Consider the following 22,805-nt stretch of genomic DNA (forward strand, 5'->3'; position numbering starts at 1 on the left):
TGTCATTCAAAGGGGGCGAGGGGCCATGTCTTCTCATTATGAGCCACGGGGGCCTATGGGCCGTTTCGTGCACGAATTCGAGGAAACCGCAATTGCGCTGATCCTTGGCATCATGACGATCATCACATTCATCAACGTGGTGCTGCGCTATGGGTTTAACACCGGCATCATCTGGGGTCTTGAGGCAGTGACGTTCCTGTTCGCCTGGCTGGTGCTGTTCGGCGTAAGTTATGCGGTCAAGGTCACAGCGCATCTTGGCGTTGACGCGGTAATCAACCTTTTTGACAAGGGGCCGCGCAAGGTGCTGGCCGTGGTGGTGGGTGTCATCTGTATCATCTACTCGATTTTCCTGCTGAAGGGCGCGTGGGATTATTGGGCACCTTTTGCAGGGCTCGATGCCACATCAGGCCGCTGGTTCCCCACGGGGTTTGAAAACAGCCGCGATCAGGCATGGTACGAAGTGGCAGAAACGCCGATCCCGGATTGGCTGCGCTTTATTGAACCTTTGATGAACCAGGGTGAAACCTACGAAAAACTGCCGCGTTTCATTCCTTATGCAATCCTGCCCATTGGCATGGCATTGCTGCTGTTTCGGTTCGTTCAGGCGACACTGCGAATCCTATCGGGCGAAAAGGAAAGCATGATCGTGAGCCACGAGGCCGAAGATGATGTCGACGCCGTCAAACACATGAACGCGGAAAGATAAGATCATGGAAGTATTTATTCTTTTCACGATGGTTGTCGGTCTGATGCTCATCGGTGTGCCCATTGCGGTCTCGCTTGGCATGTCGTCCATTCTGTTCCTGCTGGTGCTCAGTGACACCTCGCTGGCATCCATTGCCCAGACCTTGTTTCAGGCAATGGCAGGCCATTACACGCTGCTGGCTATCCCGTTCTTTATTCTGGCGTCGTCGTTCATGTCGACCGGGGGGGTGGCGAAACGGATCATCCGGTTTTCCATCGCGCTTGTGGGTCACTTGCCCGGGGGTCTGGCTATTGCCGGTGTTTTTGCCTGTATGCTCTTTGCAGCCTTGTCAGGGTCGTCGCCCGCGACGGTGGTTGCCATCGGTTCCATCGTGATCGCAGGGATGCGGCAGGTGGGCTATACCAAGGATTTCGCGGCAGGCGTCATCGCCAACGCCGGGACATTGGGCATTCTGATCCCGCCGTCGATCGTGATGGTGGTCTATGCGTCCGCAACGGATGTGTCGGTGGGCCGGATGTTCCTCGCGGGCGTCATTCCGGGTCTGATGGCCGGCACCATGTTGATGGTGACGATCTACATCATTGCCAAGGTGAGGAACCTGCCGAAGGGCGAATGGCGCGGTTGGGGTGAGGCATTTGAGGCAGGCAGGGACGCCGGTTGGGGTCTGATGCTGATCGTGATCATCCTTGGCGGCATCTATGGCGGTATCTTTACCCCCACAGAAGCGGCAGCGGTGGCGGCAGTTTACGCCTTTCTGATCGCGTGTTTTGTCTATCGCGATATGGGGCCGCTGCACGTCAAAGGTGACGGCAACAACATATCCCTGATCAACAAGCCAATGGCGCTGGTGTCGGTTTTCTGGCACCGCGATGTGCGCAATACATTGTTTGAGGCGGGCAAACTGACGGTCACGCTGATGTTCATCATCGCCAACGCGCTGATCCTCAAGCACGTGCTGACCGACGAACAGATCCCACAGCAGATTTCAGCCGCAATGCTGGATGCCGGGTTCGGCCCGATCATGTTCTTGATCATCGTCAACGTGATCTTGCTGATCGGCGGTCAGTTCATGGAGCCATCTGGCCTCTTGGTGATCGTGGCACCGCTGGTGTTCCCGATTGCGATTGAATTGGGCATTGACCCGATTCATCTGGGCATCATCATGGTGGTCAACATGGAGATCGGGATGATCACGCCACCTGTGGGTCTGAACCTCTTTGTGACTTCGGGCGTGGCCAATATGCCGATGATGTCGGTGGTGCGCGCGGCATTGCCGTTCACCGCCGTGCTCTTTGTGTTCCTGATCATGGTGACCTATATCCCGATCATTTCCACATGGCTGCCGACGTTGATGATGGGGCCGGAACTGATCACCAAATAGCGCGGTTGCGCAGGGCAATTTGAAAGGGCGGCATGTCAGATCGATGTGCCGCCCTTTTGCATGTGTGATGCATCGGTATTTAAGAAAGGGTGAATTGTTAAGACGCAGCGAGGGCCGCGATGATCGGGGCAAAGTCGCTGGCCCTGAGGGAAGCACCGCCAACCAGCGCGCCATCGACGTTTTCGGCTTTGAATATGGTTTCCGCATTGTCGGGTTTGACCGACCCACCGTAGAGCAGGGGGATGGCATTTCCAATGTCATGGCCAAATCGGGTGATCAGCCGCGCTCGGATGAAATCATGCACTTCGATGATCTGCTCAAGGCTTGGGACCAGTCCGGTGCCGATGGCCCAGATCGGTTCATACGCAATGACGGTGTTGGTGGCGGTCATCGCATCGGGCAGGGACCCTGAAAGCTGGCCACCGATGATATCCAGCGTATTGTTGGCCGCGCGGTCCTCTCCGCTTTCACCGATGCACAGGATCGCGGTGAGGCCCGCGGCCCATGCGCATTTGACCTTTTGACGCACATCGCCGTTGGTCTCTTCATGGGCATCGCGCCGTTCGGAATGGCCGACAATCACAAATGTGGCACCCGTATCCGCAACCATCGCGGCAGAAATATCGCCGGTGAACGCGCCAGAAGCCTGCATGTGGCAATCCTGTGCGCCGATATGGATGCCTGACGCCTTGGCCATTTCTGCCGCCCGGTAAAGCAGCGGCGCGGGCGGGCAGATCACCACGTCGGGGCCATCTTGGACCAGATGAGGTGCCAGCGCCTCAAGCTCTGCCAGTGCGGCAGAAGTACCATTCATTTTCCAGTTTCCGGCGGCTATTTTGCGTCGCATGAGGTGCCTTTTTCTAAAGTGTTGAATACCTGAATAGCACCCGTTGCAAATCACAGCAACGAATAGGGTTTTGCATCCCCTGGATGCGCGTTAGGGAGTGCGCGAAACGAGGAGTTCTGCAATGATCCCGAGAATCGATTTGGTCCGCTTAAGCGGCGGTGATGCGCAGGCACTGCGCGACATGCATGTGGCTGCAACCGAAGTTGGCTTTGCAACGGTTCATAACACCGCTCTGGACGGCGCGCGCGTGCGCGAGGTGATTGAGACCTACCGCGAGTTTTTCAAATTGCCTGAGGCGGATAAGGCCCCCTATGACATGTCAAAGACCGGCTCGAACCGGGGCTGGGGCGCGGCTGGGTCCGAACAGGTCGACCCGGATGCCAACCCTGATTACAAACAGTTCTTTGACAGCGGTTTAAGCCTGCCCAAGGATGATCCGCGGCTGAGCAATCCGTTTTATGCCGCGAACAGGTGGCCAACCAAACCGAAAGGTTTTGAACAGATTATTGGCCGCTATTATACCGATGCCTGTGCTGTTGCGATGGCGGTGCTGCGCGGTGTTGCGCAATCAATTGATGCGCCGCGTGATGTGTTTGACGGGGCTTTTGATGCGCCGATGGCCTTGCTCAGGGGCAATTATTATCCGTCGCGCCCGGTGTGGGCCGGGGCCAAGGACTTTGGCATTGCCACCCATACCGATTATGGCTGTCTGACGCTGCTTGCGACGGATGGATCACCGGGACTTGAGGTGCGCAGACGCGGGGGCGGCTGGATCCAGCTGAGTGCAGAACCCGGTGAGTTCATCATCAACTTTGGCGAGATGATGGAGTTTTGGAGCGATGGTGCGGTGCGCGCCACGCCACACCGCGTGGTCGGCGGCAAGGCAGAGCGTATATCGGTGCCGTTGTTCTTTAACCCAAGCCATGAAACCAACGTGGCCCCGATGGGGTCGGATGAGGTGGTGCTGGCAGGCGATCATCTGTCGCGGCGCTATAACGAAACCTACGTGCACCTGCAAAAGCGGTAGACGTCAGCGCAGCAGCGCAAGGGCCTCGCGGGCAAGCGCTGTGGCAAGGTCGGGATCATCAACAGCGGCATCGGGCAATGTCCAGTATGGCATGGACGATTCCGCGCCGTTCTTGCGGGTATACGTCCATTTTTGCGCGCCCATGCCGCTGAGTTTGGCGTCAAAGGCGCTGTCCCGGGATTTGATCAATATCTGCGCATCGGACCGCATGAGCGCAAAGATCACGCCGCCCGCATAAATACCCATGCCGCCGAACATGCGGCGGGTCGTGATATCTGGCAAGGCGCTGAACAGTTCTTTGGCAAAGGCGATATCCGCCTCAGCAAGGCTCACTTGATGGCGAGCGCGTCGTCGAACTTGATCGACTCGCCGCAGCCGCAGGCCTCGGTCACATTGGGGTTGCGGAATTTGAAGCCGGATTCGAGCAACGTCGTTTCATAGTCAATCTCGGTGCCGAAGAGAAACATCTGTGCCATCGGCGCGATCATCACCCGTGCGCCATCCTGTTCGACAACCTCGTCGTTGGGGTCGGTCGCTTCGACATATTCCATGGTGTATTCCATGCCTGCACAGCCGCCTTTTTTGACGCCGATGCGCAGCCCTGCATGGCCTGCCGATTGCATAAGCTTTGCAATCTGGCTGGCGGCCTTTGGGGTCATGGTAACCGCTTGTTTGCCGGGGATGCCGAACATGGTGTGTACTCCTATGCGTCTAAGATAGGCGCGGGGCGGTGCATTCTCAAGCGGTTCACAGCGATTTCATAACCGTCTGAGTGATGAAGGCAACAACCAGCGCCCAGCCAAACGAGGCAAGCGTGCCGATGATCACATATTCACTGATCGCGCGGTCCTTTGAGACGGTGTCGAACCGCAGGATGGATTTGGCAGCGATGAGGAAACCGATGCCTGTCGGCTCACCGATGATCACCATCAGATAGATCAGCGTGCGTTCCAGTATACCGATGATCTTTCCTGCATTTTCAAGGCCCTCCGAGTTGTCCTTAACGGAGAAACTTGCCATCAGGTAACCGATTGCCGGAAAACCGGCACGGGTGGCGACGATGAGCCCGGTTGTGAAAACCGCAATCATCAAGAAGGTATCGGTATGATCCGTCCAATATCCCGTCGCCACGGCATCGGGAATATACCATGCGGCGACCGCAATGGTCACCAGATGCGTCATCTGATCGCTGAGATAGGCCCAGAGGGTGTCGGGAAGTTTATAGGTTTTGACCGCATCGATCACAAAATGGATAACCGCAATGATAAGCGCCAGTTGCAGATTGCCGCCCAGCGCAATCGCCGTGCACAAAAACACGATGGCAGCATGTAACGCCAAGACCGCCGGTCTGCGTTTATGTGCGATGATCCAATTGGTTTGAAACACAAAATCAGCGAATACATGGCCGGTGAGCAGCGCAATTGCCGTTTGCATGAAGAGGTCGGGCATGTCGGGGTCCGATGCGGTTTGTGGGTCAATGTTTGGTGGTGAAAAGAGGCATGAAAGGAAAACGGGATGCGCATGATCGCCTGAAATACAGGTTAATTAGCCTGTTAATCTGAAATACAGGTATATTAACCTGTTATTTATCCTCCTCCATCACGTCACAGACTTCCAGTAGGCGCACAATGCCACTGCTATCTATTTGTTGCTGTACGGTTTGCTGGGTCAACCCCAGTGTCGCAGCAACCTCCATTTGGGTGGGGCCGGCAGGCGGCAGCATCAGATAGGCAACTTCGGCTTGCCGGCGGGTCCAGCCTTTGATGATGTGATCCGCCAAGGGCAACGCGGTGCGCAGGGGCAGGGGCGCGTCAGGGGCGGACAGCAGCACGCCGCGTTTCATCCCATCGAGCGCATGACCGGAGCGGACAAAAGCCGTGCCCTCAGCCCCGGACAGGTCATCCCCGGTGATATCCCCGGTGCCCAGACCGATGCCGATGCGGGTTTCAAACCCTTTGCCCGCCCGCTGAACCGCTGCACGCACCGCAATTGCGGCCCGAAAACACAAGTCCGGTGTCACAGCCATTTGCCAGCCATCACCCCGAAACCGGGTTAGCGGCGCAGCCGTACCCTGCCACGCGCCAATATCCGCGGCGGCGGCATCCAGGTTTTTGAAAATAAGCGATAATTCATCTGACGTCATGTCTGACGATTTCACAATGTCGCCAGTAAAAACGGCCCATTTCGTCATCTGTCGTCCCTCGTTTTACACAATGTCGCAGGAAGTAACGCGCCACGCAACCGTGACGCTTGGCGTAAAGACATGAGTAAGAAAATGCAGAGGGACGACACAGGTCAGGCAGTGTTTACATGAACCCAAGTTCAAGCCGCGCCTCATCCGACATCATGTCCATCCCCCAAGGCGGTTCCCAGACAAGGGCCACATCAACCTGCTTGACCCCGGCCAGCGGTTCAACGGCATCAGCCACCCAACCAGGCATCTCGCCCGCAACAGGACAGCCGGGCGCGGTCAGCGACATCTTGATATCAACTTCATTTTCGTCATTGATATCAATGGTATATATCAATCCAAGTTCGTAGATATTGACTGGGATTTCAGGGTCATAGACGGTGCGACAGGCCTCAACAACTGCTTCGTAAAGCGGATGATCAGTCGATGACGGCGCAATCAGCGGTGTGCCTTCAAGCGGGTGTGTCTGGTCGGTCATCTTGGCCTCATTTATGTTCCTGAGTGTTTATATAGGGTTTGAGGCGGCCGCCGTCCAGTGGGCGGCTCTGACCTAGTTGGTAAAGATCACCGACACCGCAGGATCACCTGGCAAACCGGAATAGGTGACACTCGCCCCGCCTTTCATTTTGGCTGATGGCGTGAGCGGACCGAACGATCCAACGCTGATCAGATCACCTTTCTTTAACGTGATGCCCTTGGACATCAGCCAAAGCACCGAATTTGCCGGGTTGCCCAGAACCGCGTTACCGGCGGCAGAAACGACCACCTCGCCGGCCCCATCGCGCAAGGTCACGATCATCTCTTCCAGTGCCAGAGCCATCGCAGCAGGATCATCAACGGCAATGCCTGCGCCCAGCACGCCCAGTTTTGGGGCCACGCCAATGGCTGTCAAAGTCACCGCATTAATCGGCTCGCCTTTGGCCAATGTCATATCGGGCAATTCGATGAACGGATGCACAGCGCTGATGTTTGACAGCACATCACCGGGTGTTGTGGCCTCGTTGATCGCGTCGTCGCCGACCACCAGCACCAGATCAGATTCCACCATCGGGATCGCCCCAAATTTCGCGGGCACCGATGCACCACTTGGCAGCATCATCTTCTCAAACAGCAGGCCCTGCACAGGTTCGCTGACCCCAAACCTTTCCTGAGCCGGCTTGCTGGTCAGCCCGGCCTTATAGCCGATCACCGGACCCATCGTGGGTTCCAGCGCGGCTGCCAGCCTGGCCTGGGTACAAAGCGCGTCTTCCATGGTGCCATTCGCACCCAACGCAATGGCCGGTTCATTGGCCGTGACAGAGGCGACAAATGCAGCGATTTCAGCGTCCGTGGCGCAGTCGGCAAGGGCGAGGCCGGGTGTGATCAGGGCTGCAAGAAGAACAAATGGGCGCATCGCAAAATTTCCTGAAATAAAGAACAATATTCCCATGAGCATAATCCGACATGCCCGCATAGCAAGCATCAACCGCGATCAGGCGTTCGATTTGCGCCGCCGCGAGGGCTGTGGTTTCACCCGTGCCTCAACCTCGTCATAAAGCTTGCCGACAATGTCTTTGCCGCTGGCCTTTTCGATGCCTTCAAACCCCGGCGACGAGTTTACCTCAAGCACCTTTGGCCCTGCGTCGGAACGCAGCAGATCCACGCCCGCCATGCCCAAACCAAAGGCGCGCGCGGCACGCACCGCCGTATCGCGTTCGATCTTGGAAATGCGCACGACCTTGGCCGACCCGCCCCGGTGCAGGTTAGACCGGAAATCACCCTCTGCCCCGGTACGTTTCATCGATGCGACAACCTTGCCTGCGATCACCAGACATCTGACGTCTTCGCCTGCCGCTTCTTTCACGAAATCCTGCACCAGAAAGTTGGCCTTGAGGCCGCGAAAGGCGTCGATCACCGATTCAGCGGCCTTTTTCGTTTCCGCCAGCACCACGCCTTTGCCTTGGGTGGATTCCAGCAGTTTTACGATCAAGGGGGCCGTGCCCACCAGCGCCATCAGGTTTGATGTGTCCTTGGGCGAGGCCGCAAAAGCAGTTGTGGGCATGCCGATGCGTTTGGAGGCAAGCACCTGATGGGCATGTAGTTTATCGCGGCTGGCAGTGATGCCCGCGCTGCCGTTCACGCAATAGGTGCCGATGGTTTCAAACTGCCGGATCACCGCGCAGCCATAGGGCGTGATAGACGCGCCGATGCGCGGAATGACCGCATCATAGCGGGGCAGGCGTTTGCCATCATAATGCACTTCGGGTGCCAGCTGGTTGATCGCCATGTAACAGCGTGCGGTATCGATCACCTCGACCGTATGGCCGCGCGCCTCGCCGACCTCGACCAGACGGCGGGTTGAATAGGTGTTGGGCTCCCGGCTCATCACGGCGATGCGCAGTGCCCGTTTGGGCGCTGTCTTGCGCATCGCGGCCGTATGATAAACGTCATAGTTGAGATCAGGCTGCAACCGGCGCTCGGTGGCGGAAATGTTGATGTGTTCATTGAGGGCCTGACGCCCCAGCAACATGCGGCTCGACAGCCCCGCGCGGTTGGTCAGGGTGACGTCAATGGGCCAGCTTTGGCCCGCGACGTCCAGCGTTGTCGAGATCACAAAACGCTGCTCGGATTCGCCGTTCGACGATGTGACTTCGCGGCGATCAATCAGCGGCGCAGAACAAGTGATGGAAATGTCATCGCGCCCCGCAATCGGGTGCACATTGAAACGTACCTTGGGTTTAGCCGGGGGCCCGAACACTTCGATGTCATGCGCATGCAGCGCTGATGTGCGTGCGCCAGTGTCCACTTTGGCCTTGATCGCCGGCAATCCCAGATCGGGCAGGGCAATCCATTCCTCCCAACCGAAGGTCAGCTTATCCATGAAAATTCTCCGATTAGTGAAGCGTCGACGTATCAAGCTGCCAGTGCAGGCTCAAGCCACAATATGGAGAGAGGGCGCAGGTTTGGGACGGTCTGCGGGTGTGCCCAAGACTTAGTTCTCGTTGATGTCGCGCTTTACAATACGCGCACCGCTGGATTGCCGGCGAAACACCAGCCGCAAGCCCATCCAGGCAATCAGCGACAGAATCGCAAACATCGCAATCAGTGCCGGCACATTTGTGGCGGACATCACAAAGACAAAGACCGCCATGGCCAGCGCACCGATCGCAAAGCCCAGAAAGATAAAGCCAGGGGCCAAAAGTTCGATCACGCCAAGTGCCAGTGCAGCACAGATCCAAACCCACCAAAGTGTCAGATAGTTTTCCATCAGCCACGCCCTTTCAAAAGCTTGAATGCATCGCCAAAGGCCTCAAGCGCCTGTGCGGGCACGACGATCGTCTGATTGCCTGAACCATTGCCCATCACATTCAGCGCCTCAACCTGTTTCAAGGCAATCTGATACTGTGCCGCTTCAAGGCCGTTTTCGTTGATGGCAAGCGCCACAACCTTGGTCGCGTAAGCCTCTGCATCGGCAAGGATCCGGCGCGCTTTGGCTGTTTGCTCTGACGCGTATAGTTCGGCGTCCGCCCCCAGTTCCACGGCGCGTTTCTTGCCTTCGGCTTCAGTCACCTGCGCGCGACGCGCCCGTTCAGCGTTCAACTGCTGCATCATCGCATTGCGGGTCGCCTGATCAAGGTTCACATCCAGAATTTCCGCCCGGGTCACCTGAATGCCCCAATCGTCCACGGCGTCCTCGACATGCGCTTTGATTGTGGTGATCAGCTGGCTGCGGTTGGCTTGGACCTCGTCAAGGTCCATCTTGCCGATCTCGGCGCGCACAATCCCGGCCACGGTGGTTGAAATCGCTGAATCCACGTCGCGAATGCGGTACACGGTCTTTTCCGGCTCCGTGATGCGGTAAAATACCGATGTGTCGACCTGTACCAACACGTTGTCGCGGGTAATCGCGTCCTGGGACGCGGTGGGCAACTGGCGCTCCAGAATCGAGATTTTATGCGCGACCCGGTCGATGAAGGGCGTAATCATGTTGATGCCAGGCCCAAGCACCGCGCGAAGACGACCAAAGCGTTCGATCACATGCTGTTCTGACTGCGGGACGATTTTGACCGCCTTGAAAATCAGAATGACAACCAAAACTGCCAGCAACAGCCACGCCAGATTGTTTTGCAGCGCATCCAAGAGCATTTGTTCGATGTCCAAGGTTTCCGTCCCTAAGTTTGTGTTAATTCAGCTTTATGTGGTGGGTTTTTGCGCTGATTGCAAGTTTTCCCGCTCTGGTTTATCGCCCTTGAACACGTGCAAAGGACGATCCCATGAAACGTATCTCATTTGACAAGCGTGCGCAGGACGGCAAGGCGCGCGTCGGCGTGATCCACACCACGCGCGGTGACATTCGCACGCCGGCGTTCATGCCCGTGGGCACGGCGGCCACCGTCAAGGCCATGCTGCCGGAAAGCGTTGCGGCGACGGGTGCGGATGTGTTGTTGGGCAATACCTATCATTTGATGTTGCGGCCAACCGCGGAACGCATTGCACGGCTGGGCGGGCTGCACAAATTCATGAACTGGGACAAGCCGATTTTGACGGATTCGGGCGGCTTTCAGGTGATGAGCCTTGCCGATCTCCGCAAGCTTACCGAACGCGGCGTGACATTCAAAAGCCATATCGACGGGTCGAAACACGAGATTACGCCGGAACGATCCATGGAAATTCAGGCGCTCTTGGGGTCGGACATTGTGATGTGTTTTGACGAATGTCCGGCCTTGCCGGCAGACCGGACGCGGATTGCTGAAAGCATGCAATTGTCGATGCGGTGGGCGGCGCGGTCCAAGCAGGCATTTGGCGACCGGCCGGGGCATGCGCTGTTTGGCATCCAGCAAGGCGGATTGGAACAAGACCTGCGCGTGCAAAGTGCCCAGGCCCTGCGCGAGATCGGATTTGATGGCTACGCCGTGGGCGGGCTCGCCGTGGGCGAAGGGCAGGCCGCCATGTTCGAGTGCCTTGATTATGCGCCCGACATGCTGCCCGAGGACAAGCCACGCTATCTGATGGGGGTGGGCAAGCCCGATGATATCGTGGGGGCCGTGGCACGCGGCATCGACATGATGGACTGTGTATTGCCATCGCGGTCAGGCCGCACAGGTCAGGTGTTTACCCGCCACGGGGTATTGAACATTAAAAACGCGCGCCACGCTGATGATCCACGCCCTTTGGACGAAAACTGTGGCTGTCCCGCGTGCAGCAGTTATTCCCGGGCCTATCTGCACCATGTGTTCAGAAGCCAGGAAATGATCAGCTCCATGTTGCTGACCTGGCATAATTTGCATTATTATCAGGATATTATGGCCGGTATGCGCAAGGCCATCGCCAGCGGGACGTTTTCGCATTGGCAATCAGATTTCCACGCAAATCGCGCGCAGGGTGACATTGACCCTCTTTGAAAATCAGGCGAATTTCAGCACTTTGCGGCGATAGCGACCGGTCATGGACCAGTCCCGGTGGTCAAAATGCTGCGCGCGCAGGTGATCTGTTCTGTCCCCCAGCTCATCGTCGAACCAATTCATCAAAGCGGTCCGCAACAACATGGAATTGAGGTGCGATATGAGTGTGACAAGACACCCTTCTTCATCCTCAAGAGGCGAGATTTGAATTTCATAGGTGCCTTCGGCAAGGCTTCGGTTTTTGGGGTCAACCTCACCAAAATGATGGTATTTTGCATGAGTTGGTTCCTGCTTTTCCAGAAATGTCATGGTCTTCAATTCAAAGAATGATCCCCCGTGCGTATATTTGGCCTGCAGGCTGTCGGGATCGTCTTCTTCGGGATCAAGATCGCGGAGCAGAATATCCCAATGTTCTTCAAGGCTCCCGGCGGCGGGAGCGAGTTCAGCCCAGAGCGCCTCTGCCGTTTTTGGGGATTTGAACCGTCTGATTTCGCGGTGGTCGACGAAAATGCGGAAACGGTCCGAGAATTCGCCATAGATCAGCGAAAAAAGCATCATGTACAAAGCAAAAGGAAGGATCGCGCCAAGATAGGGGATATCGAACACGCCCGGCACCGCGATCCTGATCGTGGCATAGGCAAAGATGTTGATCGTAAACAGCTCGATCAATACCCGCCAATTTGGCAAGACAAGGATTAAGAAGGCCCGCCGTACACATGATCAGAAGCGCAACAATCAATGAAACAACGATAAATGCTGCGACAAAAATCCATTCTTCGAAAGGATAGCTCGCCATGCCGCCATTCAGATGAACGGCCATCATCATCATGCCCAGCGTGCCAAAGAAACCGCCAAACAACAGCCTGCGTCTTTGTCTGTAAATCAGTCGGAACATGTCGATCTCCTTTTCTTGTAGCGGGCATTCAGGTCCATTGATCCGGTGGTTTTGTGGAGCAAATACGTTGAACCAGTGAAAAAACACCGCCCGTAGCGCAGTCGACACAGCGCAGGATTTTTGGGCACATGGTCGCATCAGGCGCAAACGATTTCGTTTAAACACGATCAAAACGGTGGTTGCCCTCACTGTCGGCACGCGCGATGATGCGCGCAGGTTCCGAACGATTAGGGATTGAAACAGGCGGGCAGGGTGCACAGATACCTAACCCAGAACAGGAAACAACAAAGTGGTTGCCTCATGAGGGACCGAAGTTGTTTTGCCAAGATAAGGAATTGAGCATGCAAGAGCCTTTAAACGCGTCATATCCGGTATTGCCGTTGCGCGATATCGTGGTGTTCCCCCACATGATCGTCCCGCTGTTTGTGGGCCGCGAAAAATCGGTGCGCGCGTTGGAAGAAGTGATGGCTGACGACAAGCAGATTCTGCTGTCGAGCCAGATTGACCCCGGCGAGGACGAACCTGAATCCTCCGGTATTTTTAAAGCCGGGGTGTTGGCCAATGTGCTGCAGTTGCTGAAACTGCCCGATGGCACCGTCAAGGTGTTGGTCGAAGGTCAGGCGCGGGTGCGGATTACCGAGTACCTTGAGAACGATAATTTCTTTGAGGCGCGCGCCGAATATCTAACAGAAATGCCCGGCGATGCGGCAACCACTCAGGCGTTGCTGCGTTCTGTGGCGAATGAATTCGAACGCTATGCCAAGGTCAAGAAAAACGTGCCTGATGAAGCGCTTACAGCCGTCGGTGAAACCACTGAAGCTGCGCGTTTGGCGGATCTGGTTGCAGGACATCTGGGCATTGAAGTCGAGCAGAAACAGGATTTGCTTGAAACGCTATCGGTGTCTGAACGGCTCGAAAAAGTCTATGGATTGATGCAGGGCGAAATGTCTGTCCTGCAGGTCGAGAAAAAGATCAAGACCCGCGTCAAATCGCAGATGGAGCGCACACAGCGCGAATATTATCTGAACGAGCAGATGAAAGCGATCCAGCAAGAGCTCGGTGATGGCGAAGATGGCAAAAACGAAGTTGCCGAGCTGGAAGAGAAAATTGCTGCGACAAAGCTGAGCAAAGAAGCCCGTGAAAAGGCGGATGCAGAGGTCAAAAAGCTCAAGAACATGAGCCCGATGTCCGCTGAGGCGACCGTTGTACGCAACTATCTTGATTGGATGTTGTCGATCCCGTGGGGCGTGAAGTCACGGGTCAAAAAGGACCTGAGCAAGGCACAAAAGGTGCTGGATGACGACCATTATGGTCTGGAAAAGGTCAAGGAACGGATCGTCGAATATCTGGCCGTGCAGCAACGCAGCACCAAGATGAAAGGCCCGATCATGTGTTTGGTCGGCCCTCCGGGTGTGGGTAAAACATCGCTTGGTAAATCCGTTGCCAAGGCAACGGGGCGCGAGTTTATTCGTATCTCGCTGGGTGGGGTGCGCGACGAAAGCGAAATTCGTGGTCACCGTCGGACCTATATCGGTTCGATGCCCGGCAAGATCATTCAGGCGCTGAAAAAGGCGAAAACGACCAATCCGCTGATCCTGCTCGATGAGATCGACAAGATGGGCCAGGATTTCCGTGGTGACCCCGCGTCGGCAATGCTTGAGGTGCTGGACCCGGAACAGAATTCCACCTTTGTGGATCACTACCTGGAGGTCGAATATGACCTCAGCAACGTGATGTTCCTGACCACATCGAACAGCTACAACATGCCGGGACCTTTGCTGGACCGGATGGAGATTATTCCGCTGTCAGGCTACACCGAGGATGAAAAGCGCGAGATCGCCAAGCAGCATCTTGTGCAAAAACAGATCAAGAATCATGGTTTGAAGGGCAAGGAATTTGCCATTGAAGACAGTGCCTTGACTGGGATGATCCGGTATTACACCCGTGAAGCGGGCGTACGGAACCTTGAACGTGAGATCGCCAAGGTTGCGCGCAAGTCGCTGACCAAGATCATCAAGAAAGAGGCCGACAGCATCACGGTGACCGGCGACAATCTGGATGAATTCCTTGGCGTGAAGAAGTTCCGCTATGGCTTGGCTGAAAAAGACGACCAGGTCGGTGTTGTGACCGGGCTTGCCTATACGTCGGTTGGCGGTGAGTTGCTTCAGATCGAAGCATTGCGCCTGCCGGGCAAGGGCCGGATGAAGACCACCGGCAAGCTGGGCGACGTGATGAAGGAAAGCATTGATGCGGCATCAAGCTATGTGCGGTCGATCAGCCCCAAAATCGGGGTCAAACCGCCAAAGTTTGATACGATTGATATTCACGTGCACGTGCCGGATGGGGCAACCCCGAAAGACGGGCCATCGGCCGGTCTTGCGATGGTGACTTCGATCGTCTCTGTGTTGACGCAGATCCCGGTCCGCAAGGACATCGCGATGACGGGTGAGGTGTCTTTACGGGGCAATGCAATGCCCATCGGCGGGCTGAAGGAAAAGCTGTTGGCGGCCTTGCGCGGCGGTATCACGACGGTCTTGATCCCGGAAGAAAACGAAAAGGATCTGCCCGAAATCCCTGACAATGTGAAAGAGGGGCTGACCATCATTCCGGTGAGCCACGTATCCGAAGTGTTGCATCATGCTTTGATCCGTGAACCCGAAGCGATTGAATGGGATCAGGACGCCGAAGATGCCGCTGCAGCCGCGGCATTGGCGGGCAAGTCAGGCAACAGCGACACTGCGACAGCCCACTAGATTGGCCGTCACCCAAATCAAAAGCGCCCCTATTTGGGGCGTTTTTTTGGGCTTCTTTCATGTCGGTATGTAGAGGCCATGAGCAGTGTGCCTGTCGCCCAAAAACTGCACTGCGCAACGCAGACTATGGCCCAGACTAGTATTTGAGGTGTTTTGGCCCTACGCTGTTTCCAATCGAGAAAAATTATAAGTGTGAGGCCAACATGAGCACGACAACAAAAAGCCCATCAAAGGCTAAGACGACCAAATCCACGACCAAATCTACAGGCACGTCTGCAAAACTGACCGACGCCAAACCGAAAGCGACCCAAGCCTCGGCACCTGGAGCCACAATGCCAACCGAAACGCACACCCCCATCTCTGCGCCAGGCGGCAAGACACCATCGCTTCAAAACGCCCCAGCAGCCACTGTCGTGGATGGCCCTCAGGCCGTCATCCTTGGCCCGGTGTTGCGCAAGAAAGAACTGATCGAGACAGTTGTGACCCGGTCTGGCGTTAAGAAAAAAGACGCAAAACCCGTTGTGGACGCCATGCTGGCGGTGTTGGGAGATGCATTGGCCGACAATCGCGATTTGATCTTGCCGCCACTGGGTCGCATTAAAATTCGCCGGGAAAAGAAATTGCCGAATGGCCGTGTATTGACTGTCAAAATTCGCCAGACAGCGCCGCTCACCCCCGATGAAGAAACCTGATTTCCGACTGGCAAGGTGAAAGGCAAATCTGGCACCATTGTCGGCCTTGCTTATCGGCATGCCAAACCCTTGTGCAGCGCCCCTCAATTGGCTATTCGGCACAAAGGCGGGTGATTAGCTCAGTGGTAGAGCGCTTCGTTCACATCGAAGATGTCAGGAGTTCAAATCTCTTATCACCCACCACCTATTCGCAAACTGAACGGACCGCTTAACTCGTGCCTCAAAGCCATCCGAAAATCTGGTTCCTCCGGCATGGGCAAACGGAATGGAACAAGGCCTATCGTCTGCAAGGTCAGTTGGATTCGCCCCTGACCAGCCAGGGGATTGCCGAGGCCCAGCGACAGGCGTTGATCTTGCCGCCAATTCTGGCCCAGAAACCCGATATTTTTGTGTCACCTTTGGGCCGTGCGCGACAAACGGCGGATATCGCACTGGGACAAACGCTATATCAAACCGATCCGCGCCTGATGGAAATACACGCGGGCGCATGGCAGGGCATGTTGCGGGCCGAAATCATGGCGGCGCGCCCCGATTGGGCGTCGACCGGGCCCTCTGCGCTCGAAATTTACGAGGCGGCCGACGGGGGCGAAGGGCTGAATGCTTTTGCGGCGCGCATCATCGACTTTCTGGAGGACCTGACAGGCCCGAGCGTGATTGTTGCGCATGGACTGCTGGGGCAGGTGCTGCGCGCGATTGTACGGGGAATGGACCCGCGCGCCGCCGGGGCATTGTCCAATCAACAGGGCTGCGTCTATTTGCTTGAAAATGGCACGGAGAAACTTCTTGAGAGGGCGCTGTGAAGGCCTTTCCCACGCTTTATATTTTGCGGCATGGCGAAACCGAATGGAATGCCCAGAACCGTTTGCAGGGTCGCTTTGATTCTCCCCTCACGTCGGTCGGCAAGGCACAGGCGCGGTCACAGCGCAGCATTCTCAAGACCCGGGATCTGACTGGCTTTAACGCCTTCACTAGCCCACAGGGGCGCGCCTTTCATACCGCGTCCATTGCGCTTGAGAGCCTGACGGACGGCATCGAAACCGACAACCGATTGCGTGAAATCGGTGTGGGCGACTGGGCCGGGCGCGCGCGCGCTGATGTGATGGCTTTGGCACCTGATGCCCATGATACCTTTGATTTATATGAACGCGCACCGGGCGGTGAAGGGTTCTACGCCTTGCGGATGCGCTGTGCCGCCTTTTTGAACGAACTGGATCGGCCATCCGTACTTGTCACCCATGGGATCACATCACGAATGTTGCGTTTGATCGTGCTGGGCCTGCCGGACGCCGCATTGCGCGATTTGCCAGGGGGGCAGGGTGTTGTGTTTCACCTGGAAGCTGGCCAGCAAAATAGATTGACAATAGGGGCTTGAAGCCTGCCCCCGCCTTGCGCTAAGAGACCCGCAGCGGGTCGTTAGCTCAGTTGGTAGAGCGCTTCGTTTACACCGAAGATGTCGGGAGTTCGAGCCTCTCACGACCCACCATCCCCCCCGTTTCCTATGAACCAGATTATCAGTCAGACGGTTGGCCCGACCGATCTGCAATAGTGCGCGTGAATGTGCAGGCCAAAGAGCCACCTCTGCGAGGTTTTCATGCGCCAAACTGCCAATACTTCTTTCTAAACCGACGAGGAGCATTGCGGTCATGAGCCGGAACTCGGCGGTCAACCTCCGTTGTCCTCAAGGCGCTGCGGATTGCCGCGCTGCGATGATGCTGAGATTATGCCAGCGCCGGCGGATCAAAGTGCCACATGAAGGGCATTTTTCCGTTCACCTTTATGAGTCGAGGTCGATGTATTCAATTGGGCGAAAAAAACCGATGTTGATCCCGCATGACGCTTGACGCGGCAAACCATGCGCCCTAAGACACCCGAACGCTTTGGACATGTCCGGGGCGCGCAGTGGGCGGTTGTAGCTCAGTTGGTTAGAGTACCGGCCTGTCACGCCGGGGGTCGCGGGTTCGAGCCCCGTCAACCGCGCCATCACTGCTTGAAAAAGGTCCGCTGTAGCGGGCCTTTTTTGTTTGGTGGACCTGACGTCAGGCTGACCAATTGGCAATCACGTCAAATCCATCTGCGTTAGGGGCCTCTGTGAGGTGGTCGGCAAAGTTCGCCCACAATGCCTGAACCGCCTGCGCATTGCCTTCTGAGGTTTCACGGCTTTCCACCAATGACACAACACAGCCTTTGCCGTCGTCGTCTATCATGTTGATGAATGAAAGTATGCCCGGCAGCGCCATGATCTGAGGTTTCAGCTTTTCTGTAAGCGCTTTGGCTTCCTCAATTGAACTTGGTTTGACTTGATAATGCGTTACTCTTGCAAACATGTCTTTTTCCTTCCTATTCCCGGCAGCCGTAATTGGTGCCGATAGCAAAACGTAACATAAAACGGCGCGAAATTGGGGTATTCTGGCATCCCAAGCGCGAGGCCGGTGCCTGGCACAGCACTTTTGCCCATCGTGTCAGGCGTTCACACGGCAATTCGTGTTGACGGCGTTGGTCGCTTGGCCTATCCGACCGGCAACGCGCGGTTGTAGCTCAGCTGGTTAGAGTACCGGCCTGTCACGCCGGGGGTCGCGGGTTCGAGCCCCGTCAACCGCGCCACTTTTGCCGCAGGCTTTGAATTCGATACATTAAGCGCCTTGGGCTCAGGGTTCTATGCGCGCAGAAATGCCAGCAATGCCGCCGACGTTTCATCAGGGTGTTGATCGACAAAGAAATGACCACCGGGGATCGGTGCAGGCGTGATATCTGACAGACGGTCCGCCCATGTTCCCGCTACATCATAGGCGCGGCCCATCGCCCCATCAGCACCCCACATCACCAGCGCGGGGCAGGTAATGCGGCGGTCAAGATCAGCCGCGTCGTGGTCGAAATCAAAGGCAAGTACGGCGCGGTAATCTTCACACATGCCACGGATGGTGTCGGGATCGCGCCATGCGGTGCGATAGGCGGCAAGGGCATCGGGCGCGAAATCGGTGATCTTTGCGGCACCCCATCCCAGCAGGCAGGATTCGAAATAGGCATCGGGGTCATGCGCTATCAGGGTTTCAGGAAACGGGCTTGGTTGTGCAAGAAAGAACCAGTGATAATAGGCTTTCGCGACGTGCCGGGTCAGGTCATTGAGCAACAGATGCGTGGGCACGATGTCCATCAGTGTGAGGGTTTGCACCGCCTTTGGTGCATCAAGCGCCAATCGATGCGCCGTGCGCCCGCCCCGGTCATGCCCAACAAGGTGGAACTGGTCAAAACCCAAATGCTGCATCAAACCCAGCTGATCCGCCGCCATTTCCCGAAAGCTGTAGTTTTCAGTACCCTGCGGCTTGCTGCTGGCACCATAACCGCGCAGGTCCGGGGCGATGACAGTGAAATGCGCGGCAAGTCTTGGCGCTACGGCGTGCCACATCATATGGGTTTGCGGAAAGCCATGCAGCATCATCAGCGGCGGGCCGGAACCGCCACGCGCAAAGGCGATCTGCTGGCCGTTCACCGCTGCGGCATCAAAGGTGAAGCCGGGTATCGTGCTCAAGCGCGTCACCGGGCAGCAGGAAGAGGCGATGCGCCTTCCCGTCGCGTCATGTCAGCGCATCCAAAATACGCGCCCAGCTGCGGATGCCTTTGTGGAATGATTCCATATCGTATTTTTCATTCGGCGAATGGATCGCGTCATCGTCTTTGCCAAAACCGATCAACATCGGTTCTGTCCCCAGGATGTCCTGAAAATAGCCTGCAATCGGGATCGACCCACCGCAGCCGATATAGGCCGCCGGGATGTTCCATTCGTTGGACAGCGCCTGACGGGCGGCTTCGAACATCGGATCACTGGTATCGGCACCAGAGGCGGGGCCTGACCCATGGGGGGCAAATTCGACGGTGCAATCGACCGGCAGGGCATCTGTCACCATCTGGCGGAAATTCTCGCGGATGGCGTCGGGGTCTTGGGTTCCGACAAGGCGAAAGCTGATTTTGGCGTGGGCCTTGGACGGCAGAACGGTTTTGAATCCAGCGCCGGTATAGCCGCCCCAGATCCCATTCACGTCGCAGGTGGGCCGCGACCAGATCATCTCGAGCGGGGTGCGGCCCTGTTCACCTGCGGGCTCGGAAAGACCCACGTCATCAAGGAATGTCGCGTGGTCAAAGGCAAGGCCCTGCCACTGGGCCTCAAGCGCGTCTGACAGTTCCGGCACGCCGTCATAAAATCCCGGCACGGTGATGCGACCCGTATCGTCATGCAGCGATGCAATGATTTTTGAAAGCACCCGGATCGGATTCATCGCGATGCCGCCGTACATGCCCGAATGCAGATCAAGCTTGGGCGCGGTAATCGTCACTTCTTCGCCCAGCAGGCCGCGCAACATTGTCACGATGGCCGGTGTCTTGGATTCGAACAGACCCGTGTCACAGATAAGCGCGATATCTGTTTTCAACTCGTCGGCGTTTTCCTTCATGAAGGGCACGAGTGAGGGCGATCCGCTTTCCTCTTCTCCTTCAAGGAAAAAGGTGATCCGGCAGGGCCAATCGCCTTTGACGGCCTTCCATGCGCGCAACGCCTCGATAAAGGTCATCAACTGGCCTTTGTCGTCTGCGGCACCGCGGCCACGGATCACCGGGCCTTTGGGTGTATCCTGCACCTCTGGGTCGAATGGATCGCGGTCCCAAAGATCAAGCGGATCAACCGGTTGCACGTCATAGTGACCGTAAAAAAGCAGATGCGGGGCCCCGGAATTATTGGCTTCACCGACATGACCCACCACCATCGGATGCCCCGGCGTAGGCCGTTTTGACGCGTCAACGCCAAGCGCTGTCAGGTCAGCCACCAGCCAATCCGCGGCGCGATCGCAATCGGCCTTGAAGGCCGGATCGGTTGAGATCGACGGGATGCGCAGCAGATCCAGCAATCGGTCGGTGGCGGCGGGAAGGTCGGCGTCAATGCGGGCGAGAACATCATCAAGTGACATGGAGGCATTCCTTTGATCAGGGGCAAACGAGGTTTGACCCGGACCGTATCAGCCAGCACCGACTTGTCCAGAGGTGCCGCTGGCCCATTTGCCAATCAGCAGGGCAAGAACGGCTGCAACGCCAAATCCTGTGACAAGAGTGCCAACACCGCCATGATAGCCGTTGCTGATCACAAACCCGATGGGAATTGCCACAGCCGTTGCCAAAGCCCCGACCACAGCCGCGCCAAGCCCCGCCATTTTACCCAAAGGCTCCATCGCGAGCGCGTTGAGATTGCCAAAAAGCAGGCCCATGCCGAAGAACGTACTCATAATCCAGATCATGAAAAGCGTGAATGGCGGCAGCCCATCCCAAAGGATCACAGCGATCATAAAAATCGCCGAAGCCCCGATGACCCAGAACAGCGCGAGGTTGGAGAGAAATCGCATGCCCCACTTTTCCACCAGCGCAGAGTTCAGGATCGACGCTGCACCAATGGAAAGGGCCGCCACCGCGAACCACAGCGCAAAGCCGTCGCCCTTGCCATAGCTGCCCTGAAAAATCTGCTGAGCCAGGCTGAGGTAAGCCAAAAACGGACCAAAAATCACGCCCGCGCACAATGTGTAACCCAGTGCGGCGGGGATGCGGCAGATGATCACAATGCCCTGAAAGATGCCCTTGAGCGAAAAGCTGCGTCGGTGCGCGGGCAAGAGCGTTTCAGGCTGGCGCAGGCCAAACCACGCCCAGCTGATTGCGGCGATCACCAGCAACAGGGTAAAGGTCGCACGCCACCCCGACTGCGCGATCACCACCTGGCCGATGGCCGGTGCCACTGCAGGAACCAGAATAAACACCGCCATCACAAAGGACATGATCCGCGCCATCGCGCGCCCCTCAAATCCATCGCGCACAATGGCAATGGCAACAATGCGCGGTCCGGCCATGCCCAAGCCTTGCAAGACGCGGCCCGCAAGCAGCATTTCGAAACTGGATGCAAACAAAGACAGCGCACAACCGACGCAAAACACCGCATAGCTGGCGTGGATCACCGGACGGCGCCCGTAACAATCAGACAGAGGACCGGTAACAAGCTGTCCGATTGCAAACCCCGCAAAGAGAACCGAAATCACCAGATGCCCGGCGTTCGGGTCGCTTTGCCCCAGATCGCTGGCAATCAGCACAAGTCCGGGCAACATCACGTCGGTGGTCATCGCCACCAGAGAGATCATGAAGGCAATCAGGACAATGAATTCGGTGCGCGAAATCTGCGCGGTATTGATATTGGTCATGTCGCCATGTGCCGCAATCACGAACGCTGTGCAACGACGAAACAGTCAGCCCTGGCTGCACACCAGTGCAAAGCCTGCCACCACCAATGTGCCGCCGCTTATCTGCGACAGGATGAGCCCGTGGTGAGCCCAGGCAGCATATCCAAGCACTAAAATGGTTTCTGTGACCATGATCCCCAGATAGACAACGGGCAGACTCGCCTGCCGCAAAAGCGTGATCTCGGCGATCGCGGCCACGGACAGCCCCGTGATGATGATCAAAGTTGGCAGTTTGTCATCACTATGTGAGTAGACCTGCATGCCGATTGTAGCAAAGGCATAGCCTGCTGCGGTGATGGCCATCAAAAGGCCGGCGGTAAATAGATGTAGAGAATGTGTCATGGAACATAATTTCCCTGTGACGGATTCAGTTCATAAAAATAAAGAGCCACACGACAAAAATAATGCGTGTGTGAAATGTATTGATACCAAAAGTGACTGATTACGAATGGTTCAAATTAGGAAAGGATGCGCGTGTTTGGCTTTTTGCGCAAGTCAGGTAATCCGTACCCCGTGAACACGCGGCCCAACCAAGCTTGATCCAGATCAAGGCTGCGACATTGCGTGCCGCTATAAAGCATTGAACGCAAGCGGCGCTTTCTGTAGGTATTCTAAGAATAGAATGTGAATGCGGGGGCCTTTGCCGTTTTCATGACTGCCAGATGGAGA

Annotated in this window: 24 protein-coding genes and 4 tRNA genes; 12 read left to right on the forward strand and 16 right to left on the reverse strand. The window is 56.5% G+C overall.

Annotated features, from left to right (window positions below; genetic code table 11):
- Positions 1-25: 25 nt before the first annotated feature.
- Together ACEWL3_RS06480 and ACEWL3_RS06485 are read left to right on the forward strand one after the other, a co-directional pair.
- Complete coding sequence (locus ACEWL3_RS06480) at positions 26-706, forward strand: TRAP transporter small permease (RefSeq protein WP_386178248.1); 681 nt, start codon at positions 26-28, stop codon at positions 704-706.
- Between the two features lie 4 nt (positions 707-710).
- Positions 711-2,087, forward strand: a complete 1,377-nt coding sequence (locus ACEWL3_RS06485; RefSeq protein WP_386178250.1) for a TRAP transporter large permease — start codon at positions 711-713, stop codon at positions 2,085-2,087.
- Between the two features lie 97 nt (positions 2,088-2,184).
- On the opposite strand, the gene tpiA is transcribed toward ACEWL3_RS06485, so the two are convergent.
- On the reverse strand, positions 2,185-2,934 hold the full coding sequence (gene tpiA, locus ACEWL3_RS06490; protein WP_386178253.1) for a triose-phosphate isomerase: 750 nt from the start codon (positions 2,932-2,934) through the stop codon (positions 2,185-2,187).
- Between the two features lie 121 nt (positions 2,935-3,055).
- On the opposite strand from tpiA, the gene ACEWL3_RS06495 reads away from it, so the two are divergent.
- Positions 3,056-3,961, forward strand: a complete 906-nt coding sequence (locus ACEWL3_RS06495; protein ID WP_386178256.1) for an isopenicillin N synthase family dioxygenase — start codon at positions 3,056-3,058, stop codon at positions 3,959-3,961.
- A gap of 3 nt (positions 3,962-3,964) precedes the next feature.
- Here the strand turns inward: ACEWL3_RS06495 and ACEWL3_RS06500 are convergent, their stop codons facing one another.
- From ACEWL3_RS06500 to ACEWL3_RS06540, 9 genes are all read right to left on the reverse strand, one after another.
- On the reverse strand, positions 3,965-4,294 hold the full coding sequence (locus tag ACEWL3_RS06500) for a TfoX/Sxy family protein (protein WP_386178259.1): 330 nt from the start codon (positions 4,292-4,294) through the stop codon (positions 3,965-3,967).
- On the reverse strand, positions 4,291-4,653 hold the full coding sequence (locus tag ACEWL3_RS06505) for a HesB/IscA family protein (protein WP_386178262.1): 363 nt from the start codon (positions 4,651-4,653) through the stop codon (positions 4,291-4,293). Before ACEWL3_RS06505 ends, ACEWL3_RS06500 begins: the two co-directional genes overlap by 4 nt.
- Before the next feature lie 55 nt (positions 4,654-4,708).
- The gene (locus ACEWL3_RS06510; RefSeq protein WP_386178265.1) at positions 4,709-5,410 is read right to left on the reverse strand and encodes a DUF3307 domain-containing protein; all 702 of its coding nucleotides are present in this window, start codon (positions 5,408-5,410) and stop codon (positions 4,709-4,711) included.
- Between the two features lie 133 nt (positions 5,411-5,543).
- Positions 5,544-6,152: a hypothetical protein gene (locus ACEWL3_RS06515; protein WP_386178268.1), complete on the reverse strand. Its 609-nt coding sequence runs from the start codon at positions 6,150-6,152 to the stop codon at positions 5,544-5,546.
- Positions 6,153-6,267: 115 nt separating this feature from the next.
- Complete coding sequence (locus ACEWL3_RS06520; protein ID WP_386178270.1) at positions 6,268-6,630, reverse strand: SUF system Fe-S cluster assembly protein; 363 nt, start codon at positions 6,628-6,630, stop codon at positions 6,268-6,270.
- Positions 6,631-6,702: 72 nt separating this feature from the next.
- Positions 6,703-7,545: a 2-keto-4-pentenoate hydratase gene (locus ACEWL3_RS06525; protein WP_386178273.1), complete on the reverse strand. Its 843-nt coding sequence runs from the start codon at positions 7,543-7,545 to the stop codon at positions 6,703-6,705.
- Between the two features lie 78 nt (positions 7,546-7,623).
- Positions 7,624-9,012 carry a 30S ribosomal protein S6--L-glutamate ligase gene (rimK, locus tag ACEWL3_RS06530; protein WP_386178276.1) on the reverse strand — a complete coding sequence of 463 codons (1,389 nt, stop codon included), beginning with the start codon at positions 9,010-9,012 and terminating at the stop codon, positions 7,624-7,626.
- A gap of 111 nt (positions 9,013-9,123) precedes the next feature.
- A complete protein-coding gene (locus tag ACEWL3_RS06535; protein ID WP_114878447.1) occupies positions 9,124-9,399 on the reverse strand; it encodes an NfeD family protein in 276 nt (91 codons plus the stop codon).
- Entirely contained in the window at positions 9,399-10,277 is an 879-nt protein-coding gene (locus tag ACEWL3_RS06540) for an SPFH domain-containing protein (RefSeq protein ID WP_386179439.1), read from the reverse strand. The genes ACEWL3_RS06535 and ACEWL3_RS06540 overlap by 1 nt, the downstream gene beginning before the upstream one ends.
- A gap of 128 nt (positions 10,278-10,405) precedes the next feature.
- On the opposite strand from ACEWL3_RS06540, the gene tgt reads away from it, so the two are divergent.
- Complete coding sequence (gene tgt, locus ACEWL3_RS06545; protein WP_386178280.1) at positions 10,406-11,533, forward strand: tRNA guanosine(34) transglycosylase Tgt; 1,128 nt, start codon at positions 10,406-10,408, stop codon at positions 11,531-11,533.
- A 3-nt stretch (positions 11,534-11,536) separates the two neighbouring features.
- Here the strand turns inward: tgt and ACEWL3_RS06550 are convergent, their stop codons facing one another.
- Positions 11,537-12,202: a hypothetical protein gene (locus ACEWL3_RS06550; RefSeq protein ID WP_386178283.1), complete on the reverse strand. Its 666-nt coding sequence runs from the start codon at positions 12,200-12,202 to the stop codon at positions 11,537-11,539.
- A 567-nt stretch (positions 12,203-12,769) separates the two neighbouring features.
- On the opposite strand from ACEWL3_RS06550, the gene lon reads away from it, so the two are divergent.
- The 7 genes from lon (at position 12,770) to ACEWL3_RS06585 (ending at position 17,853) form a co-directional block, all read left to right on the forward strand.
- The gene (gene lon / locus ACEWL3_RS06555) at positions 12,770-15,181 is read left to right on the forward strand and encodes an endopeptidase La (protein WP_386178285.1); all 2,412 of its coding nucleotides are present in this window, start codon (positions 12,770-12,772) and stop codon (positions 15,179-15,181) included.
- 203 nt (positions 15,182-15,384) lie between these two features.
- Entirely contained in the window at positions 15,385-15,873 is a 489-nt protein-coding gene (locus ACEWL3_RS06560) for an HU family DNA-binding protein (RefSeq protein WP_386178288.1), read from the forward strand.
- Between the two features lie 108 nt (positions 15,874-15,981).
- A tRNA-Val gene (locus tag ACEWL3_RS06565) sits at positions 15,982-16,056 on the forward strand.
- 32 nt (positions 16,057-16,088) lie between these two features.
- A complete protein-coding gene (locus ACEWL3_RS06570; RefSeq protein ID WP_386178291.1) occupies positions 16,089-16,673 on the forward strand; it encodes a histidine phosphatase family protein in 585 nt (194 codons plus the stop codon).
- Complete coding sequence (locus tag ACEWL3_RS06575) at positions 16,670-17,245, forward strand: histidine phosphatase family protein (RefSeq protein ID WP_386178295.1); 576 nt, start codon at positions 16,670-16,672, stop codon at positions 17,243-17,245. The genes ACEWL3_RS06570 and ACEWL3_RS06575 overlap by 4 nt, the downstream gene beginning before the upstream one ends.
- 35 nt (positions 17,246-17,280) lie before the next feature.
- Positions 17,281-17,356: transfer RNA gene (locus tag ACEWL3_RS06580), tRNA-Val, on the forward strand.
- Between the two features lie 420 nt (positions 17,357-17,776).
- Positions 17,777-17,853: transfer RNA gene (locus ACEWL3_RS06585), tRNA-Asp, on the forward strand.
- A 56-nt stretch (positions 17,854-17,909) separates the two neighbouring features.
- On the opposite strand, the gene ACEWL3_RS06590 is transcribed toward ACEWL3_RS06585, so the two are convergent.
- Entirely contained in the window at positions 17,910-18,197 is a 288-nt protein-coding gene (locus ACEWL3_RS06590) for a putative quinol monooxygenase (RefSeq protein ID WP_386178298.1), read from the reverse strand.
- 200 nt (positions 18,198-18,397) lie between these two features.
- On the opposite strand from ACEWL3_RS06590, the gene ACEWL3_RS06595 reads away from it, so the two are divergent.
- Positions 18,398-18,474, forward strand: a tRNA-Asp gene (locus tag ACEWL3_RS06595).
- A 52-nt stretch (positions 18,475-18,526) separates the two neighbouring features.
- On the opposite strand, the gene ACEWL3_RS06600 is transcribed toward ACEWL3_RS06595, so the two are convergent.
- From ACEWL3_RS06600 to ACEWL3_RS06615, 4 genes are read right to left on the reverse strand one after another with little or no spacing between them, the layout of a single operon-like run.
- Positions 18,527-19,399, reverse strand: coding sequence for an alpha/beta fold hydrolase (locus tag ACEWL3_RS06600; protein WP_386178301.1), 873 nt, complete (start codon positions 19,397-19,399; stop codon positions 18,527-18,529).
- Between the two features lie 46 nt (positions 19,400-19,445).
- Positions 19,446-20,828 carry a M20/M25/M40 family metallo-hydrolase gene (locus ACEWL3_RS06605; protein ID WP_386178304.1) on the reverse strand — a complete coding sequence of 461 codons (1,383 nt, stop codon included), beginning with the start codon at positions 20,826-20,828 and terminating at the stop codon, positions 19,446-19,448.
- A gap of 48 nt (positions 20,829-20,876) precedes the next feature.
- A complete protein-coding gene (locus ACEWL3_RS06610) occupies positions 20,877-22,097 on the reverse strand; it encodes a multidrug effflux MFS transporter (protein ID WP_386178306.1) in 1,221 nt (406 codons plus the stop codon).
- Positions 22,098-22,142: 45 nt separating this feature from the next.
- Positions 22,143-22,478, reverse strand: coding sequence for a 5-aminolevulinate synthase (locus ACEWL3_RS06615; RefSeq protein ID WP_386178309.1), 336 nt, complete (start codon positions 22,476-22,478; stop codon positions 22,143-22,145).
- Positions 22,479-22,805 lie beyond the last annotated feature (327 nt).

The sequence above is a fragment of the Sulfitobacter sediminivivens genome, assembly GCF_042611115.2.
In the GTDB taxonomy this organism is placed as follows: domain Bacteria; phylum Pseudomonadota; class Alphaproteobacteria; order Rhodobacterales; family Rhodobacteraceae; genus Sulfitobacter; species Sulfitobacter sediminivivens.